The organism is Terribacillus sp. DMT04 (assembly GCF_019056395.1).
GTDB lineage: Bacteria > Bacillota > Bacilli > Bacillales > Amphibacillaceae > Terribacillus > Terribacillus aidingensis_A.
Genome location: NZ_CP077639.1, coordinates 233,101 through 251,472 on the forward strand (window position 1 = coordinate 233,101; position 18,372 = coordinate 251,472).

An 18,372-nucleotide genomic window follows, 5' to 3' on the forward strand; every position below is an offset into this window, starting at 1 on the left:
CCCGTCATCACGACGGGTCCTTCTTCTTATATGCCAATGGAAATATATTTTGTTTCTAAATAAGGCTCAATGCCCTCAATCCCGCCTTCGCGGCCGATTCCGCTTTCCTTCATGCCGCCAAACGGAGCTTGTACAGCGGATGGACCGCCATCATTCCAGCCGATAATTCCGTATTTTAAGTTCTCTGCGATATACAGACCGCGGCGGTAGTTTTCAGTGAAGAAATATGCTGCTAAGCCGAATGGCGTGTCATTTGCCAAACGGATTGCTTCGTCAATGTCAGAATAAGTTGTAATCGGTGCGACGGGTCCGAACGTTTCTTCGTGCATGATATCCATGTCATCTGTTACTTGGTCCAGGACAGTTGGATGGACGAAGAAGCAGCCTTTATCGGTATCGGCATCAAAGGTACCACCGGTAAGTACTTTTGCACCTTTGGACTTGGCATCTTCGATTTGAGCTGTGATCTTATCAAAGCCCTTTTTATTGATAATTGGCCCGATTGCAACATCATCTTCTGTGCCTGCGCCGACTTTTAAATCAGCTGCTGCTTTTGTGAATGCAGTTGTGAACGCTTCTTTGACTGATTCATGAACGAGCAGCCGATTCGCGCACACACACGTTTGACCGGCGTTGCGGAACTTGGAAGCTAGAGCATGATTTACGGCTCTATCAATATCTGCATGTTCATCGACAATAAGCGGAGCATGTCCCCCAAGTTCCATTGATACATGTTTCACGCTATCAGCACTTTGTTTTATGAGCAGCTTCCCTACAGGAGTGGACCCAGTAAAGGAAATTTTACGGATATGCGGATGATCGGTGAAAATTTTGCCAACTTTTTTACCGTCAGCATTTGTATATTGGATAACATCTTCTGGTATGCCAGCTTCATGTGCCAATTCCACAAGGCGGATAGCTGTTAGTGGTGTGTCTGGAGCTGGCTTTATAATGAATGTACAGCCCGCGGCTAGTGCGGGTGCAGCTTTTCTTGTAATCATTGCTGCAGGGAAATTCCATGGTGTAATCGCTGCAACGGGACCGACAGCCTCTCGCGTGACGAGCATGCGCTTATCTGTAGTAGAAGCGGGGATTGTGCGGCCGTAAACACGTTTAGCTTCTTCAGCGAACCATTCAATATAACCGGCAGCGTATAATACTTCCCCTTCAGCTTCTTTGAGCGGTTTACCGTTTTCGGCTGTCATTAAGGCAGCAAGCTCCGCTTTATTTTCGATGATCAAGTCATGCCAGGCACGAAGCAGCTTGCTGCGATGTGTAGCAGAGGTTTTGGACCAGTCAGGAAAAGCTTGATGAATTTTCTCGATTTTATCATTGATTGTTTTGTCTGAATCAATTTGCACTTTTTCAATTAATTCTCCGGTAGCTGGATTTGTTACATCGAAAGTTTGTGTCATTTTGTATGCTCCTTTTTCGTCTTTTTATAGCAAATGACTAGCAATTAAATTTTCTATCTTACAAAAGAAATTATATCTTTTTCTCTATATTCCTGTTTTTAGAACAAAATATGCAAGAATATCAGAGAATGTTATAGAGGCTGAAAACGTTGATATGACGCGGTTTATATAGCCATTCAGGGGAGTGAGAGAGAAGAGTAGTTATCAGAATAAAAAGAAATCTATAAAATGGGTTTACAAATGGTTGCATCCCTGTATATAATAACTCTTGTCAGTTTCGAGTTACGAAAAACACAACGATGACAAACAGACAATCTGGCCCGTTGGTCAAGCGGTTAAGACACCGCCCTTTCACGGCGGTAACACGGGTTCGAATCCCGTACGGGTCATCAAGTTGGAGGATTAGCTCAGCTGGGAGAGCATCTGCCTTACAAGCAGAGGGTCGGCGGTTCGAGCCCGTCATCCTCCACCACTTGCTTGATAAAAAAACATTGAAAAAGATGTTGACAAGCTAAATCCCACATGTTAAGATATCATTCGTGGCGGTTGAAACAAACAAATTTAATAACACGCCGGTCTAGCTCAATTGGTAGAGCAACTGACTTGTAATCAGTAGGTTGGGGGTTCAAGTCCTCTGGCCGGCACCAGATAGTTTGGAGGGATAGCGAAGTTGGCCAAACGCGGCGGACTGTAAATCCGCTCCCATCGGGTTCGTAGGTTCGAGTCCTACTCCCTCCACCATCTATATTGGGCTATAGCCAAGCGGTAAGGCAACGGGTTTTGGTCTCGTGATCGTTGGTTCGAATCCAGCTAGCCCAGCCATTTGATTTCTTACACAATAGAATGTTTTTGAGCCATTAGCTCAGTTGGTAGAGCATCTGACTTTTAATCAGAGGGTCGAAGGTTCGAGTCCTTCATGGCTCACTTTATAGATCAGTTCTTGTAACTGCTTCTATTGCGCGGGTGTGGTGGAATTGGCAGACACGCTAGACTTAGGATCTAGTGCTTCGGCGTGGGGGTTCAAGTCCCTCCACCCGCATCATAAATACTTCTGCAGGGCGGAAGTAGTTCAGTGGTAGAACACCACCTTGCCAAGGTGGGGGTCGCGGGTTCAAATCCCGTCTTCCGCTCCACATGGGGCCTTAGCTCAGCTGGGAGAGCGCCTGCTTTGCACGCAGGAGGTCAGCGGTTCGATCCCGCTAGGCTCCATCCATATAAGTCGTCCAATAGGACGGCTTTTTTTATTTGCACAGGAGACATACTCCTGTGCTTTTTTTGTTTATCCCAGCATCTCTGGGGAAAAATAGCAGAAGAGATGCTAACTGGAGGGATGAAGATGGAAGAGAAACATACATATAATCGAAGAAATTGTCTTTCGGGTATCTTATTCGGTTTTGGGTTAGCTGCATTTGTTGATGAAGCTGTTTTTCATCAACTGCTGCACTGGCATCATTTTTATGATTTGTCTACTACGAGCTGGGGGCTGATCTCCGACGGCTTTTTCCATGCTTTCAGCTGGTTTGCTACTGTTGGCGGTTTGTTCTTGCTGGCAGACTTGCGCAGACGCAAAAAGATGATACCTATGCTATGGTGGGGAATGGTTCTTTTAGGAAGTGGTGTTTTTCAGTTGTATGATGGTATCATCCAGCATAAGGTGATGCGACTTCACCAAATTCGTTATGGTGTAGACAATATTTTTTATTATGACTTGGTTTGGAATGGAATAGGAGCAGTGCTGCTGATTGTTGGAGTATTGCTTGTCTGGCTATCCAGGAGGAAAAAGCATGCACAATGATAAACTGGCATTAATCATAGCTTTCTTAGCGATTCTTGGCTATTTGCTGGCAATGAAATTTTCAGCGAGAAAGTTTGAGGCATGGCCAATTTATCGGCTGCTCCTGTTTGGGGCTGGTGTTGCAGTTGGGATTCAGGCGCTTGCTGGGCCAGTAGCGATGCATGCACATCATAGTTTTGTTTTCCACATGCTGGGTCATTTGCTACTTGGTATGCTTGCTCCGCTGCTAATCGTTTTGTCGCGTCCTCTTACGCTGCTTCTGCGTGCACTGCCGCAAAGGCGAGGGCAAGCTGTATCCCGTCTATTTCGCAGTATGTATGCTCGGTTTCTAATTCATCCTGTTACTGCCGCTGTATTGAATATCGGCGGTCTATGGGTTCTGTATACGACTTCTTTGTATCATTATATGCATCAAGTAAATTGGGTATCATTCTTGGTTCATGTGCATGTATTTGCAGCGGGATACTTGTTTACGATGGCCATGCTGTATACAGATCCAGTTCCTTATCGAAAAAGCTATCTTTTCCGCGCTTTTGTGTTCGTCGGAGCGCTGGCAGGACACGGCATATTGTCCAAGTACCTCTATGCTAATCCGCCGACTGGTGTAGATGCTGATGAAGCGCAAGAAGGAGCAATACTGATGTACTATGGCGGTGACCTTGTTGATCTTATCTTGATTGTGATTCTGTGCTGGCAATGGTATCGGGCGGCAGCGCCGGAGCATAAATTATCTGCAAGCGAGGCTAGGACGTAACTGTTTAAGCTATATGAAAATCCAAACAATACTGCAATTAGCAGCATTGTTTGGATTTTTTGCATGAAAGAGTATGGATTTAGTAATTGTTCGCTTTTAGTATGCATAATCTTGGTTTGTTCTAGAATCTTTTCATGTTTTGCAAACTATTCGGCAAAATACTTCTGTAAACGATTTACATAGTGTCAAGACACATGTAAACTAGTGATGTTAAATACTAGAATGTAGAGGTGCTGGAATGGATCATACAGTAGAGGGGCGTCAAACGACAAGTAAGCCTATGTCCGAACGCAAGCTGCTTGGTATTGTTGGTACTGGCTGGTTATTTGATGCAATGGATGTGGGGATTTTATCTTTTATTATCACTGCGCTAACACTAGATTGGGGTTTAACCCCGCAGCAAGCGGGCTGGATTGGCAGCGTCAATAGTATCGGTATGGCTGTTGGAGCTTTTGTATTTGGTATTATGGCGGATAAAATTGGCCGCCGGACTGTATTTATGATCACAATCTTAATCTTTTCTATCTGTAGCGGCTTGTCAGCTCTGGCAGCGTCTTATCTCATTTTTATTGTCCTTCGTTTCTTTATTGGTGCAGGACTTGGCGGAGAGCTGCCGGTAGCTTCTACGCTTGTATCCGAGTCCGTAGCGCCGGAAAGACGCGGACGCATGGTTGTTTTACTGGAAAGTTTCTGGGCAGTCGGCTGGCTGGCAGCAGCCATAATTTCTTATTTTGTCATCCCAGCTTTCGGCTGGCGGGTTGCGCTCCTGCTGACAGCGATTCCAGCTCTTTTTGCCGTGCTGCTTCGCAAGAATCTCCCTGATTCACCTTCCTATACAAAGTTAAAGGAGAAGACATCAGTCGTGGCAGGGATTCGTCAGCTGCTGGCAAAAGGTTTTGCGAAAAGAAGCGCGATGCTGTGGATAGTGTGGTTCTGTATCATGCTGAGTTATTATGGCATGTTCTTATGGCTGCCTAGTGTAATGGTGGAAAAGGGATTTGATATGGTACGCAGCTTTGAGTATGTGATGATTATGACGCTTGCGCAGCTTCCGGGTTATTTCTCAGCAGCATGGCTTATTGAGAAAGTTGGACGCAAGCCAATTTTGATTATCTTTTTAATCGGTACAGCAATCAGTGCGGTGTTGTTTGGTAATGCAGAATCGGCTGCCATGCTGTTGATTTCAGGTATGCTGCTTTCCTTCTTTAATCTTGGAGCGTACGGCATTCTTTACGCCTACACACCGGAGCAATATCCAACGGCTGTTCGGGCGACGGGGTCGGGTATTGCAGCTACAGCCGGAAGAATTGGCGGTATTCTCGGACCGCTGTTAATCGGCTATCGAGGAACACTTGGTTTGTCAGTAAGTGCTGTTTTTCTTCTGTTTTGTGTGACCGTTTTGATTGCAGTTGCAGCTGTTTGGTTTCTTGGAGAAGAGACGAAAGGCAAGACGCTTGCTTGATGCGTTATTTCTCTCCTGTATGGTAAAGTAGAGCGAGAGCACGAAGGAGGTTGACGCTTTGTTTTCTATACAAGATTATACCGAGGCGGTAAGTGTTTCATTAGAAAAACATGCAGAAGATGTGATAGCTGAATTAAAACAGATATTTCAGCTGCCGTTTCTTCCGGAAGTAGAGAAGATAGCCTTTCGATTTTTCAAAGAGCCAATGGCATTTGAACTGTCCATTATGTATTATGCACTTGATGCTGATGGCAAGGAGCGTTATTACGAAGAAATGGGCGACAAATATGCTGGCGGCAGTGAAGAAGTAGCCGAGGAAATCCCTTACTTGCAGCTTCCTGATCATGCAACTGACAGCTTTGAAGCTTTTCGTGAATTGCAGGAAGATGCTGTGGAGAAAGCGGATGAACAAGTGATGATTGCTTGGTTTAGTGAATGTTATAAGCGAGCCGGCGGAGAGGCGTTTTCATTAGAGGTCAGTGTAGGGTTTCATGACGACGTAAAGGCCTACTTCATTAAGCGTGGAGAGTGGGCGGAAGATCGCCGTTAAAAAGTGCGTACTTGGAGTACGTGCTTTTTTGTGCAAAAAAAATAACAGCTTGTTTCTGCAGAGCAGGCTGTTATTCACTAAACATGTTTTCTTTGTTTTTCGTATTCGTTTAGCAGGTGGTCCAGCTGAACACTTGCGGTGATGACGGCGTCAGATGTTAGCGGAAGACGGCGGGACAAATCAAGCATGCGGCTGCGGGTTTGTTCAATTTTTTCCAAAATATTGTCTGCAGTAATCATTTTTACCTCCATAATCTGATATACTATTTCTCGTTAAGTAGAGAATACCCTGTCTTATTTTAATTAAAACATTAAATACATAAAAAATCGAAAAAAGATAAAAAAACTGTTGCGGGCATCATTTAAGGGTTTTAAGATTTTTTTTGTGAAAGTGAAACCTTTTCAGAACGTCATTCGTTATTAAGAAGCCGCAGTTTGGCGGGAGGATTTTCATGGAGAACATCATAAAACATCATATAAAGAACGTCAAGAAGGGTGACCAAGCTGCTTTTGAGGAGATTGTTTCCTTTTATCAGAACAAGGTATACCATATTGTATTCCGCATGATAGGAGACAGTTACGAAGCACAGGATATCGCCCAGGAGGCATTTATCCGTGCTTACACCAACATTCATTCTTTTGATGAGAACCGGAAATTCTCCACATGGCTTTACCGGATTGCGACTAATCTAAGTATTGACCGCTTGCGGAAGAAAAAGCCGGATTATCATCTAGATGCAGAGGTAAAGGGAACGGATGGTTTGGATATGTACTCGCAGCTAGCTGCAGATCAAGCTCTTCCTGAGGAAGAAGTGCAGAACATGGAGCTGCAGAGTAATATTCATAAAGAAATTCTATCCCTGCCGCCCAAATATCGCGGTGTTATTGTGCTGCGGTTTCTAGATGACTTGTCATTAGCGGAGATCGGCGAAATCCTGGACCTTCCACTCGGAACAGTGAAGACCCGAATCCATCGTGGCAGAGAGCTGTTAAGGAAAAAATTGCGCCACGTGTAAAGGGGGGAAACACATGAATTGCGAAGAAAGCCAGAAGCTTATGCATCAATATCTGGATGGTGATGCATCTGAAGAGGAAGCACAGCTTCTTCGAGAGCATCTGCACGCATGTCCAGACTGCCAACAGCATTATCAGGAACTCAAACAAACAGAGAGTCTGCTCAGCGGAGCTGCCTATGAGTTAAGTGCACCTGCTGGATTCACAGCCAGTGTGATGGCAAAATTACCGAAGGAAAAGAAACGTGTCGGTTATATGAGATGGTTCCGGACACATCCTGTCCTCACTGCAGCAGCGGTATTCTTCCTGTTCATGTTCACAAGCTTATTTTCTGCTTGGAATAATGATGCTAGTGTTAGCGTTTCGAAACAAGAAGGATTAATTGTAGAAAATGATCTCGTTATTGTTCCAGAAGGCGTGACGGTCGAGGGGGACCTAGTCGTGGAGAATGGCGATTTGGATATTAGAGGAGAAGTTAACGGAGATGTCACGATCCTCAATGGAGATCTTGTAGAAGGCACCGGTGCGAAAGCAAATATGGCAGCGGCAGATAATATAACAGGTGAATACCAAGAGATAGACCGGATGTTTGGCTGGTTATGGTTTCACATGAAACAAGTCTTTACATTTTAATACGTAATTCCAGAGCTGCTTTTTTGAAGCGCTCTTTTTTTTGCCCGAATTATTGGCGGGACAGGCCTGTATTACGGTAAGATAACAGGGTACAGTAAAGGAGAAACAGCCCTCCTGTTCGGAAGCGACTGTGGCCGGGGAACTGTGCTATAATGAACGAAGAAATTTGAGCTATTCATATATAAAAGGACGTGTATCCATGTTTGGGGGATTAAGTGAACTTTCCATCATATCCATACTGCGGATTATCGTGGACATTGCAGCAGTATGGTTCATCTTTTACAAAGTCTTGATGCTCATACGGGGAACGAAAGCGATTCAGCTTTTAAAGGGAATTTTCATCGTCGTTATTATTGCTTTCCTGAGCAGTGAGCAGATACTCGACTTCCCGATGCTCGCCTTTTTGAGTTCGCAGGCGATTACATGGGGGTTTGTAGCAATCGTCGTTCTCTTCCAGCCGGAGATAAGGCGTGCGCTGGAACAGCTTGGCCGAGGCAGCTTCTTCTCCCGTAACGTACGTTCTGAGGAAGAAGAAACGAATAGGAAGATCGAGGCAATTGTGAAATCGTGTAACTATATGGGAAAACGGCGAATTGGTGCACTTATCACATTGGAACGTGAAACGGGTATGGGAGACTATATTGAAACTGGTATACCAGTGAATGGACATCTGACATTTGAATTACTGACGAATATCTTTGTTCCAAATACACCTTTGCATGACGGAGCTGTAATATTAAAAGAAAGCCAGATTGCGGCAGCTGCTTGTTATTTGCCGCTGTCTGAGAGTCCGTTTATTTCCAAAGAACTAGGAACGCGCCACCGTGCAGCGATGGGTATCAGTGAAGTGACGGACGCATTGACAATCATCGTCTCAGAGGAGACGGGAGCTATTTCTTGCACGAAGAATGGTGAGTTATTCCGTGATATCACTTCAGACGGACTGAAGGAAATCTTAACAAAAGAAATTGGTGTTCCTGCTTCCGGTTCTAAGGCTAGGAGATGGAGGGGTAAGAATGGATAAATGGCTAAAAAGTCCATGGACATTGCGTGTTGTAGCACTCGTATTTGCTGTCCTTCTCTATGCCTACGTGAGTGCGGAAGCCGATGTAAACAATCGGGCTGGATCTGTTCCAGTCACAAGCTCTGATGAAACGAATACGGTTAGTGCGCCAGTTGGCATTCGTATTGACGATACAAAATATGTTGTGAGCGGCGTACCGGAGAATATTTCGATGCAGCTTGTCGGTCCGGCAAGTGACGTACGCGCTGCTATCCAGCAGAAAAACTATCAAGCTTATGTGGATCTGACAGATTTGAATACCGGAACACATGAGGTGAAATTACAGTATGAGAATGTATCGGACAACCTGCAAGTGTATATGCAGCCAGCATCGGTTGAAGTGACAATTGAAGAAAAAGCTTCACAGCAATTTAATGTGAACGTAGGCTATACCAATGAAGATCAGATGGCAGCAGGTTATCAAGTGGATAGCTCTACAGTGGAACCTCAGACAGTTTCAATCGTAAGTACACAGGAGATCATTGATCAAATTAGCAGTGTACGGGCTTATATTGATTTAACGGGTATTGATGGGGATATCACAAGTAAGCAAGCACCTGTTAAAGTGTATGATGCGCAAGGGAACGAGCTGAGTGTGAATGTAGAACCCGAGACGGTAGAAGTATCGGTACAGGTGAGTAATCCAAGTAAGACTGTTCCGGTAGAAGTGAAAACAAAAGGCAGTGTACCGGAAGATATCTCGGTCGCTTCTCTGACACCGGAGAAGAATGAAGTAACCATCTACGGACCGCAGGATGCATTGGATGGGATTGACTCTATTAGTACAGAGGCTATCGACTTGTCTGCTATTAAAGAGAATCAAACAGTAGACGCAACACTTACCCTTCCGGAGGACGTGCGCGCTGTAAGTGACGAGCAGGTATCCGTCACTGTTGAATTGGAAGAGACGAGCGAGACGACAATCGATGATGTGCCCATAACAATTGAGAACTTGCCGGAAGACTTGGAAGCTTCATTCAATGATCCGCAGAATGAGCAGCTCGATGTGACAGTAAGTGGTGCAAGAGAAGTGATTGAAGGTCTTTCAGCTGAAGATATTACGGCTACAATTGATGCAGCCGACTTGGAAGAGGGCGAGCAGACCGTGCCGATTGATGTGGCAGGTCCGGATAATACCGAGCTTTCGCTAAGCCAAGATGAGGCGACAATTACTGTGCAGGCTGTTGAATCGACGGCTGAAGAAACAACTGCTGAGGAAGAAACGAATACAGAAGAAGAATCAAATACAGATACACAAGCACAGACACAAACAGAGTGACTGTGAGCCATGTGAAGGAGAGGTAACAAATGGGAAAATATTTTGGGACAGATGGTGTTAGGGGGATTGCGAACGAGGAGCTTACCCCTGAGCTTGCTTTCAAACTAGGAAGATATGGCGGCTATGTGCTGACAAAAACGTCTGAAGATCGACCGAAAGTAATGATTGGGCGGGATACACGTATCTCTGGTGAAATGTTAGAAGGCGCTTTAGTTGCCGGTCTACTATCAATTGGCGCGGAAGTGATGCGAGTCGGTGTTATTTCCACACCAGGTGTTGCCTACTTAACGAAGAACATGGGAGCAGCTGCAGGTATTATGATTTCTGCTTCTCATAACCCAGTTCAGGATAATGGAATCAAATTCTTTGGTCCGGATGGTTACAAGCTTTCCGATGAACAAGAGAATGAAATCGAGCAGCTGATCGATGCAGAGACAGATGAACTGCCTCGTCCATCTGGAGCGGACCTAGGCCAAATCAATGACTATTTTGAAGGCGGTCAGAAATATATCAGTTATTTGAAGCAGACAGTAGATAATGATTTTGAAGGACTTCATATCGCAATCGACTGTGCCCATGGAGCAACTTCTTCCATTGCTACACACTTGTTTGCAGATCTGGAAGCAGATATCTCTACGATTGGTACATCTCCTGATGGACTGAATATCAATAAAAACGTTGGCTCAACGCACCCAGAAACGTTACGTGATTTCCTTCTGGAAAAAGAGGCGGATATCGGACTGGCATTTGATGGTGATGGCGACCGCTTGATTGCTGTTGATGAGAAAGGTCAGATTGTCGATGGGGACAAGATTATGTACATCTGTGCCAAATACTTGAATGACCACGGACGCTTGCGTCACAACACGGTTGTTTCCACTGTCATGAGTAACATTGGTTTCTACCGTGCGTTGGATCAGCACAGCATTAAGAGTAACAAGACAGCTGTTGGTGACAGATACGTAATGGAAGAGATGCGCCGCGGCAACTTTAATCTTGGTGGTGAGCAGTCTGGACATATCATCTTCTTAGATTACATGACAACTGGTGACGGTATGCTTGCAGCACTGCAGCTCGTTAATGTGATGAAAGAGACTGGCAAGAAGCTATCCGAACTTGCTAACGAAGTTGAGATATTCCCACAAGTTCTTAAAAATGTCCCGGTAACAGATAAACAGGAAGCACTTGTGAATCAGCAAATTCTGGACGCAATTGCGGAAGTAGAACAGGAGCTTGGTGATCAGGGCCGTGTGCTTGTACGCCCGTCTGGAACAGAATCGCTTGTGCGTGTAATGGTCGAAGCACCGACAAAAGAAGATTGCGAGCGTTACGCAGATCGAGTTGTCGCTGTTATTGAACAAGTATTAGGAACGAAGTAAAAAGAACATATGCGCAAAGGAACGGAACATCCCCTTTGCGCATATGTTAATTTATGTAACAAGAAAGAATTGACCAACTGGAATAGCTTCATGTAAAATGGAGAAGTTAGTCATTCTAGCAGGAAAGTGAGGATAGAGGTTATCAACAATTAAAGCGCCAGGACTTATCCCGAGCGAGGGGATAAGTTGACGAGGTGGAGGTTTATCGAGTTATTCGGCGGATGCCTCCCGATTGCACACATCTCAGTCGTTATGTTCAAGAGCCGAAAGCAGAGAGGCGACTTTCTGGATAAGGACAGAACAAGATGTGAAAAATAATAGATATACGAGAAAGGGGCAAACAACGCCCCGAGCTTTTAGAGCGCAGGCCGTTCGTTTGCCCCTTCCTGTCTTGAGGAGGACAACAACGACATGTGTGGAATTGTAGGATATATTGGACAGAATGATACAAAGGAAGTATTGCTTAACGGACTAGAGAAGCTGGAGTATCGCGGATACGATTCAGCTGGTATCGCAATTGAGAACGAGCAAGGCGTGAACCTTTTCAAAGTGAAAGGCCGCATTGCTGCATTGCGTGAAAAAGTAGATCACAACGTTTCATCCACTATGGGAATTGGTCATACACGCTGGGCGACACACGGTGCACCGAACGTAGATAACGCGCACCCGCACCAAAGCGCTTCTGGCAGATTCACTATCGTGCATAACGGTGTAATCGAGAACTATGTGGAAATCCGTAAAGAATACCTTTCTGACGTAACATTGAAAAGTGATACAGATACAGAAATCGTTGTACAGCTTATTGAAAAGATGCATGATGAATTGCAGGATACAGCAAAAGCTTTCCGCAAAGCGGTAAGCTTGCTAACTGGTTCTTATGCACTTGCAATGATTGATGCAGAAGATAACGAGACAATCTATGTAGCGAAAAACAAGAGCCCATTGCTAGTTGGTATTGGTGAAGGCTTTAACGTCGTAGCGAGTGATGCGATGGCAACACTTCGCGAAACAGATACGTACAAAGAAATCCGTGATAAAGAGATCGTTATCGTGCGCCGTGACAGCGTGGAAATCCAGCTGCTTGATGGCACAAAAGTAGAGCGCGAAACGTTCAAAACAGAAATCGATGCTGCTGATACAGAAAAAGGCACATACGATCACTTCATGCTAAAAGAAACGGATGAGCAGCCGTTTGTTATCCGTAAAATCATTCAGCACTACCAGAATGAAGCTGAAGAAATCAAAATGGACCCTGCTATCCGTAACGCAATGTTAGATGCAGACCGTATCTATATTGTTGCAGCTGGAACGAGCTACAATGCTGGTCTAGTTGGTAAACAATTTATCGAAAACTTGGCTAAGATTCCAGTTGAAGTGCATATCGCAAGTGAATTCTCTTATAATATGCCGCTTCTATCAGAGAAGCCATTATTCATCTTCCTATCTCAATCCGGTGAAACTGCCGACAGCAGAGCCGTATTGGTACAGGTCAAAGAACTTGGACACCCAGCACTAACAATCACAAACGTGCCAGGATCCACCCTTTCTCGTGAAGCAGACTTCACATTGCCGCTTTATGCAGGCCCGGAAATCGCGGTAGCCTCTACTAAAGCATATACAGCTCAAATGGCCGTTATGCTATTACTTGCTGTAGACACAGCAAATGGCAAAGAAATCAAACTTGATTTCAACCCGCTGCAAGAGCTTGCAATTGTAGCAAACGCAATGGAAGTACTGACAGATCAAAAAGAAACATTCGAAACACTAGCACAAAATTATCTAAGTGAATCACGCAACGCTTTCTTCATCGGCCGTGGTGTCGATTACTTCGTCTGCGTCGAAGGATCACTAAAACTAAAAGAAATCTCCTACATCCAAGCAGAAGGCTTCGCTGGAGGGGAACTAAAACACGGAACAATCGCCTTGATCGAAGAAGGCACACCAGTCATCGCGCTAGCAACACAAAGCTCCGTTAACCACTCGATCCGTGGTAACGTACAAGAAGTAAACGCACGCGGTGCCAACACCCTGCTCATCAGCATGAAAGGCCTAGAACATGACGAAGACGCCTTCGTTATCCCAGCTGTAAATGAGCTATTGTCACCACTAGTAAGTGTCGTGCCACTTCAATTGCTTGCTTATTATGCAGCAGTTCAGCGCGGTGCGGATGTTGATAAGCCACGTAACTTGGCTAAGAGTGTTACGGTGGAATAAATTAATAGTATAAGAAAAAGACTACTGTGGCTTTGAAATAAAGTTTAACCGTTTGTAAAAAAGTTCGACCGTTTATAAAAAAGATTAACTGTTTATAAAAAAGTTGCACCGTTTAACCCCTTTGGATATGATTGTCTAAAGGGGTGTTTTTATGTCTAAAAGGAAAAGAACATCTAAAGTCGAAAAGTGGATTAAAGAAGGTAGAGGAACTGGCAGTGGGGCAGATTATCAGCCATGGCTAAAAATTCAAGATGTTTCCTCACTAGGTCGGTCAACAAGATTAAAAGGTATAAAAACGGGCAGACAGCATGAGTTTTTATCAGACTTGGAACGAAACTACTTTTACTTGACTGAATTTTCAAATGGTATTACTGATATTCGTGAACAGTTTCCTCTATTACCACAAGAAGAAACGATTTTAATTGCAGAGGAACTAGGTATTAAACATCCTAAAGACCCCAAGACAGGAGAGTCTATTGTAATGACAACAGACTTCCTGCTAACTGTTAATAAAGGAAAAGAGATATTTGAAGTTGCTCGTACTATCAAAATGAAAGATAAGCTAATGGATGAACGAGTGTTAGAGAAATTTGAAATTGAACGTGAATATTGGGATCGAAAAGGTATCCAATGGGGCATTGTAACGGAAGAAGAAGTCGATAAAACAATGGCGAGAAATATTAGCTATATCCATGATTATTACGAAATCAATGATTACGATATGTTTCAACAGCTGAACGCTCAACATATTGAGGATTTGGCAATGTCTTTGTTAAATAGATTGCTAGATAGTTCAATAAGTATAAGAACCATTACGAATGAATTTGATATAGATACACACCTTCCAATTGGTAGTGGTGTTACAATTCTTTATCATTTGCTTGCTAGAAAAATTATTGTCATTGATATGCATAAACCAATAAATCTAGAGCAGTCAATTGAAATTAAGTATATTGATGAAAGTAGCTTGAAGAAGGTGAAATATGGATGATTTATATTAATCAGGTTCTTCAATATGTTGTCGATTCTAAACGTATTCGTATCATCGAAATAGAAGAGTCCCATGTTTTTATTGTAAATATTGATGGGATTAGTTCGATGCCGAAAAAGGAATTATATTCAAACCTCATAGCAGAGATTCAACAAGAGGAATTGCTTGTGATTAGCGACCCATTTGCAAAAGTAATAAAAGATAGCGAATTAACCACCCGACAAATTCAGAAAAGAGATGAGGGTTGGTGGATTATTCAGCGTTATTGTATAGAACACATGGAAGCATTGCTTCAAAAACGAGGTAGGGAAAAGAAAATAAAAGAAATTGCAGATGAGAGTGGAACAAGCTCTACAAGAATTAAGAAGTTACTGAGCCGATATTGGCAGCGTGGCATGAATAAAAACGCCATGTTACCTGACTACTCTAATTCAGGTGGTAAAGGTAAAACGAAAGCTTTAACGAAAGAAAAAGTTGGTCGTCCTAGAAGAGTAATTATAAATAATGAATATCAAACTGGTGTTAACATTACAGAAGAAGTAAAGGTCCAAATTGAACACGTTATCAATAAGTACTACAGGAAAAAAAATAACTATTCATTGAAAGATGTCTATAATTTTATGCTACGTGATTTCTACTCTGATCGCTATAAAGAAAATGGCGAGCTGAAATACCGTATTTGGGATGTTACCCGAACTCCCTCATATCATCAGTTTTACTATTGGTTTAAAAAGCTTGAAGATCCAAAAAAAGATATTCAATTTCGTAAAAGTACGAAAGAGTATGAGTTGAAGCATCGTCCGATTTTAAGTAATTCTACATTGGAAACAAATGGTCCTGGGACTAGATTTCAGATTGACGCAACCATTGCGGATATATACTTAGTTAGTTCACTTGATGTGAATAAAGTAATTGGACGACCAGTTATTTATGCGATATTGGATGTATATTCACGCATTATCACAGGTCTCTACGTTGGACTAGAAGGTCCATCTTGGGTTGGTGCAATGATGGCTTTAGATAATATGGTCGCAGACAAAGTAGAATTTTGTAAGCAATATGGTATTGATATTACATCTGAGCAATGGCCAACACATCATTTGCCTGAAGTTATTATTGCTGACCGAGGTGAGTTTGAAGGTTATTCGGTAGACAACCTTATTAACAATTTAAATATTAAAATTGAGAACACTACAGCTTATCGCGGAGATTTAAAAGGAATTGTTGAAAGAAAGTTCCGGACATTTAACGGGAAGGTAAAGCAAAAAGCACCAGGAGCAATTCAAAAGGAATATCGGGAACGTGGTGATCAGGATTATCGTTTAAATGCCACGTTGAATTTAAAGGAGTTTACGTCTCTTATTATTACAATGGCACTGCATCACAATCAAAAAGTCATTGATAAATACCCTGTTGAAAAAGAAATGGTTACAGAAGGGTTAGTTCCGACGCCGATTAATTTATGGAATTGGGGTATTCAAAATCGCACAGGAAGGCTAAGAACAATTGATAGAAATATTCTTCGCCTGAATGTTCTACCACGAGGAAAGGCGACAATTTCAAGAGCTGGTATCAAGTTTAAAAATCTCTTATATGGTTCTCAAAGAGCGATTGAAGAACATTGGTATTTGAAGTTGAAAAATAGAAGTGTAGAAGTTGTTTATGATCCACGAAACGTTGAAAAAATCTATATTCCCCACGATGACGGAATGGACTTTGAAACGTGTATTTTGTTAGAACCAAGTCAGCAATATAAAGAAGATTTCTTAGAAGAAATTGTCTTTCAACAACAACTTCGGAATGAACTAGAAGAAATAGAACGTAGAAATCAAATTCAACTCACAGTAAATACAGATGCGGCAATGGAAGAAATCATTAAAAAAGCTGTGAGAAACAAAAAGCAATCTTACAATCAACCAACGAGTAAGAAAGCAAAAATAGCTTCTATTCGTGATAACAAGGATGTTGAAAAACTATTAAACCGTGAATCTGAAAAATTTGATTTATCACCTGATAAGGTTAGTAAATCAGCTGAAGTAATCGACTTCGCTACAAAAGAGAAAATCGATGATAACACACCGAAGAAATCACCATCACGTCTAATGCAAAAGTTAAAGAAGAAACGAGATGAGGAATTTGGGAAAAACAAATGACATGGTTGTCTTAAAAGGAGAATTCGAAAGAAGCATCTATAAGGAACAACCTTTAAGTGAATATACCAACAATCCTTTCATCGAAGCCCTTCCACCGATTTTTAGTGAAGATGATGTACTAGATAGATTTATGGTAACCCCACGAATTAAAGATCAAGACAAACAAAGTGCAATGAATATTCGTTATCACGTATTAAAACGTGTAAGGAATTTTATTCAGCCGTTACCGATTCACTTTGAGGTAGAACGTCGATTGTCTACATTGATTCGAAGAGGGTATTTAGCACGAAATCCGTTAGATATTACATTTCTAGAACGTGTTCGTGTGTTGCATGAATTGCGTGAGGAAGAGGATACATCCCATAAATATATTGATGAGCGACTGAATTATATTCGGTCAACTGCCGATAGCTTATCAATCATTGGTATTTCGGGAATTGGTAAAACAACGGCAATTGAACGTCTTTTACTTATGTATCCACAAGTGATCAAGCATGAAGAATACAAAGGGCAACCGTTTAATCGAACTCAAATTGTTTGGCTTAAAATTGATTGCCCATATGATGGAAGTTTATCTACACTTTGCAAAAGCTTTTTCAAAGCAATTGATGATTTACTAGGTACTCGATATCTAGAAAAGTATGGCTATTTAAACCGTGTAACATCGACCATGTTGTTGCACATGACATCATTAGCAAGTATGTATGGCATTGGTGTTCTAGTGATTGATGAAATCCAGCACTTACTACATTCAAAAAATGATCAGGAGGAGATGTTGAATTTTTTTGTAACACTGTCCAATACAGTTGGGATTCCCACCGTCTTGATTGGTACTTCTAAGGCAGAAAAGCTATTTAAAGGGAACTTTAGGCAGGCAAGAAGGGCTGCAAGTGATGGAGCAATTATTTGGGATCGTATATCGGAGGATAGTGAAGAATGGGAGTTTTTCCTAGAAACCCTATGGGAATTACAGTGTTTAAAAACTTATTCTGAACTTACTGAGGAACTAAAGAAGGCATTTTATTATGAATGCCAAGGAATTACTGCTGTTGCTGTGAACCTATTTATTTTAGCGCAAGAACGAGCATTATTTGATGAGGATAACCCAAATGAAACCATTACACCACAAGTATTAAAAAAGACTGCGAAAGGAGATATGCAAACGATTCAACCAATGATGACAGCTATTCGGACGGACAATTGGGCTGACATGATAAAATATGAAGATATCATGATCAACCTAGATGAAGCCATGCTGAATCATAAACGAGAGACAGAAATGGAAGGACGTATTCGCGAGGCTTTTAAAGAACGCCAAAATACAATTGAATACAAACGAAAAGATACAATTGAAAACTTAAGTGTTGAAGTTGCCTCTTTAGGCATTTTTGATAGTTTAAAAGAAAAAGATATTAAAAAAATTGTAGAAAATATAGTAGAAGAAAATCCAATAGATACGGAGTTTCTTCAACTTAAATCAGATGTGATTCAGCAGGCTATTGCATTAAATCAACAAAAGAAAGAGCAAAAAGCAAAGGCAAATGTGAAAAAGGCAGAGGTTCTACCATTACTTAAGCTAAGAGAGCGAGCATTGGACAAAAAACAACATCCACATGAATTATTGAAGGCAAACGGGTACATTAAAAATCCTTTGGAGGAATTCTATTAGGA

15 protein-coding genes and 9 tRNA genes are annotated in these 18,372 nt (G+C 42.3%); 22 read left to right on the forward strand and 2 right to left on the reverse strand.

The genetic code is table 11. From position 1 onward, the window contains the following. Positions 1–26 precede the first annotated feature (26 nt). A complete protein-coding gene (locus tag KS242_RS01305) occupies positions 27–1,415 on the reverse strand; it encodes an NAD-dependent succinate-semialdehyde dehydrogenase (protein ID WP_217322669.1) in 1,389 nt (462 codons plus the stop codon). Between the two features lie 317 nt (positions 1,416–1,732). Between KS242_RS01305 and KS242_RS01310 the strand changes: the two genes are divergently transcribed. The 13 genes from KS242_RS01310 (at position 1,733) to KS242_RS01370 (ending at position 5,976) form a co-directional block, all read left to right on the forward strand. Then, positions 1,733–1,804 (forward strand) — tRNA-Glu (locus KS242_RS01310). Positions 1,805–1,811: 7 nt separating this feature from the next. Further along, positions 1,812–1,887 (forward strand) — tRNA-Val (locus tag KS242_RS01315). Between the two features lie 99 nt (positions 1,888–1,986). Next, positions 1,987–2,062: transfer RNA gene (locus tag KS242_RS01320), tRNA-Thr, on the forward strand. Between the two features lie 8 nt (positions 2,063–2,070). Further along, positions 2,071–2,156: transfer RNA gene (locus KS242_RS01325), tRNA-Tyr, on the forward strand. Positions 2,157–2,163: 7 nt separating this feature from the next. Beyond that, a tRNA-Gln gene (locus KS242_RS01330) sits at positions 2,164–2,237 on the forward strand. Between the two features lie 29 nt (positions 2,238–2,266). Beyond that, positions 2,267–2,339: transfer RNA gene (locus KS242_RS01335), tRNA-Lys, on the forward strand. A gap of 35 nt (positions 2,340–2,374) precedes the next feature. After that, positions 2,375–2,454 (forward strand) — tRNA-Leu (locus KS242_RS01340). A gap of 19 nt (positions 2,455–2,473) precedes the next feature. After that, positions 2,474–2,548: transfer RNA gene (locus KS242_RS01345), tRNA-Gly, on the forward strand. Between the two features lie 3 nt (positions 2,549–2,551). Next, positions 2,552–2,624 (forward strand) — tRNA-Ala (locus tag KS242_RS01350). 127 nt (positions 2,625–2,751) lie between these two features. Further along, entirely contained in the window at positions 2,752–3,210 is a 459-nt protein-coding gene (locus tag KS242_RS01355; protein ID WP_217322670.1) for a DUF2243 domain-containing protein, read from the forward strand. Beyond that, complete coding sequence (locus KS242_RS01360) at positions 3,200–3,964, forward strand: cytochrome c oxidase assembly protein (protein ID WP_217322671.1); 765 nt, start codon at positions 3,200–3,202, stop codon at positions 3,962–3,964. The genes KS242_RS01355 and KS242_RS01360 overlap by 11 nt, the downstream gene beginning before the upstream one ends. Positions 3,965–4,202: 238 nt before the next feature. Continuing rightward, a complete protein-coding gene (locus KS242_RS01365; protein WP_217322672.1) occupies positions 4,203–5,426 on the forward strand; it encodes an MFS transporter in 1,224 nt (407 codons plus the stop codon). 58 nt (positions 5,427–5,484) lie between these two features. Then, on the forward strand, positions 5,485–5,976 hold the full coding sequence (locus KS242_RS01370; RefSeq protein WP_217322673.1) for a hypothetical protein: 492 nt from the start codon (positions 5,485–5,487) through the stop codon (positions 5,974–5,976). Between the two features lie 77 nt (positions 5,977–6,053). Here the strand turns inward: KS242_RS01370 and KS242_RS01375 are convergent, their stop codons facing one another. Then, the gene (locus KS242_RS01375) at positions 6,054–6,215 is read right to left on the reverse strand and encodes an aspartyl-phosphate phosphatase Spo0E family protein (protein ID WP_254391764.1); all 162 of its coding nucleotides are present in this window, start codon (positions 6,213–6,215) and stop codon (positions 6,054–6,056) included. A gap of 212 nt (positions 6,216–6,427) precedes the next feature. On the opposite strand from KS242_RS01375, the gene sigW reads away from it, so the two are divergent. From sigW to KS242_RS01420, 9 genes are all read left to right on the forward strand, one after another. Next, positions 6,428–6,991 carry an RNA polymerase sigma factor SigW gene (gene sigW / locus KS242_RS01380; RefSeq protein ID WP_217322675.1) on the forward strand — a complete coding sequence of 188 codons (564 nt, stop codon included), beginning with the start codon at positions 6,428–6,430 and terminating at the stop codon, positions 6,989–6,991. Positions 6,992–7,004: 13 nt separating this feature from the next. Next, positions 7,005–7,622, forward strand: coding sequence for an anti-sigma factor family protein (locus tag KS242_RS01385; protein WP_217322676.1), 618 nt, complete (start codon positions 7,005–7,007; stop codon positions 7,620–7,622). A 199-nt stretch (positions 7,623–7,821) separates the two neighbouring features. Next, positions 7,822–8,646: a diadenylate cyclase CdaA gene (gene cdaA, locus KS242_RS01390; protein WP_217322677.1), complete on the forward strand. Its 825-nt coding sequence runs from the start codon at positions 7,822–7,824 to the stop codon at positions 8,644–8,646. Continuing rightward, on the forward strand, positions 8,639–9,964 hold the full coding sequence (locus KS242_RS01395; RefSeq protein WP_217322678.1) for a CdaR family protein: 1,326 nt from the start codon (positions 8,639–8,641) through the stop codon (positions 9,962–9,964). Before cdaA ends, KS242_RS01395 begins: the two co-directional genes overlap by 8 nt. A gap of 29 nt (positions 9,965–9,993) precedes the next feature. Further along, the gene (glmM, locus tag KS242_RS01400) at positions 9,994–11,343 is read left to right on the forward strand and encodes a phosphoglucosamine mutase (RefSeq protein WP_217322679.1); all 1,350 of its coding nucleotides are present in this window, start codon (positions 9,994–9,996) and stop codon (positions 11,341–11,343) included. Positions 11,344–11,754: 411 nt separating this feature from the next. Then, positions 11,755–13,557 carry a glutamine--fructose-6-phosphate transaminase (isomerizing) gene (gene glmS / locus KS242_RS01405; protein ID WP_097043487.1) on the forward strand — a complete coding sequence of 601 codons (1,803 nt, stop codon included), beginning with the start codon at positions 11,755–11,757 and terminating at the stop codon, positions 13,555–13,557. Positions 13,558–13,708: 151 nt separating this feature from the next. Continuing rightward, complete coding sequence (locus KS242_RS01410) at positions 13,709–14,548, forward strand: TnsA endonuclease N-terminal domain-containing protein (protein WP_217322680.1); 840 nt, start codon at positions 13,709–13,711, stop codon at positions 14,546–14,548. Continuing rightward, entirely contained in the window at positions 14,545–16,701 is a 2,157-nt protein-coding gene (locus KS242_RS01415; protein WP_217322681.1) for a Mu transposase C-terminal domain-containing protein, read from the forward strand. The genes KS242_RS01410 and KS242_RS01415 overlap by 4 nt, the downstream gene beginning before the upstream one ends. Further along, positions 16,676–18,370: an ATP-binding protein gene (locus tag KS242_RS01420; protein WP_254391765.1), complete on the forward strand. Its 1,695-nt coding sequence runs from the start codon at positions 16,676–16,678 to the stop codon at positions 18,368–18,370. The genes KS242_RS01415 and KS242_RS01420 overlap by 26 nt, the downstream gene beginning before the upstream one ends. The last annotated feature ends 2 nt before the right edge of the window (positions 18,371–18,372 follow it).

What these genes read in the sequence shown, in the direction of transcription:
- KS242_RS01415 (WP_217322681.1), top strand. Translation starts at nt 14,545, where the DNA reads ATGATTTATATTAATCAGGTTCTTCAATATGTTGTCGATTCTAAACGT.
- KS242_RS01420 (WP_254391765.1), top strand. Translation starts at nt 16,676, where the DNA reads ATGAGGAATTTGGGAAAAACAAATGACATGGTTGTCTTAAAAGGAGAA.
- KS242_RS01385 (WP_217322676.1), top strand. Translation starts at nt 7,005, where the DNA reads ATGAATTGCGAAGAAAGCCAGAAGCTTATGCATCAATATCTGGATGGT.
- KS242_RS01375 (WP_254391764.1), bottom strand. Translation starts at nt 6,215, where the DNA reads ATGATTACTGCAGACAATATTTTGGAAAAAATTGAACAAACCCGCAGC.
- KS242_RS01365 (WP_217322672.1), top strand. Translation starts at nt 4,203, where the DNA reads ATGGATCATACAGTAGAGGGGCGTCAAACGACAAGTAAGCCTATGTCC.
- KS242_RS01305 (WP_217322669.1), bottom strand. Translation starts at nt 1,415, where the DNA reads ATGACACAAACTTTCGATGTAACAAATCCAGCTACCGGAGAATTAATT.
- KS242_RS01360 (WP_217322671.1), top strand. Translation starts at nt 3,200, where the DNA reads ATGCACAATGATAAACTGGCATTAATCATAGCTTTCTTAGCGATTCTT.
- KS242_RS01355 (WP_217322670.1), top strand. Translation starts at nt 2,752, where the DNA reads ATGGAAGAGAAACATACATATAATCGAAGAAATTGTCTTTCGGGTATC.
- sigW (WP_217322675.1), top strand. Translation starts at nt 6,428, where the DNA reads ATGGAGAACATCATAAAACATCATATAAAGAACGTCAAGAAGGGTGAC.
- glmS (WP_097043487.1), top strand. Translation starts at nt 11,755, where the DNA reads ATGTGTGGAATTGTAGGATATATTGGACAGAATGATACAAAGGAAGTA.
- KS242_RS01395 (WP_217322678.1), top strand. Translation starts at nt 8,639, where the DNA reads ATGGATAAATGGCTAAAAAGTCCATGGACATTGCGTGTTGTAGCACTC.
- cdaA (WP_217322677.1), top strand. Translation starts at nt 7,822, where the DNA reads ATGTTTGGGGGATTAAGTGAACTTTCCATCATATCCATACTGCGGATT.
- glmM (WP_217322679.1), top strand. Translation starts at nt 9,994, where the DNA reads ATGGGAAAATATTTTGGGACAGATGGTGTTAGGGGGATTGCGAACGAG.
- KS242_RS01410 (WP_217322680.1), top strand. Translation starts at nt 13,709, where the DNA reads ATGTCTAAAAGGAAAAGAACATCTAAAGTCGAAAAGTGGATTAAAGAA.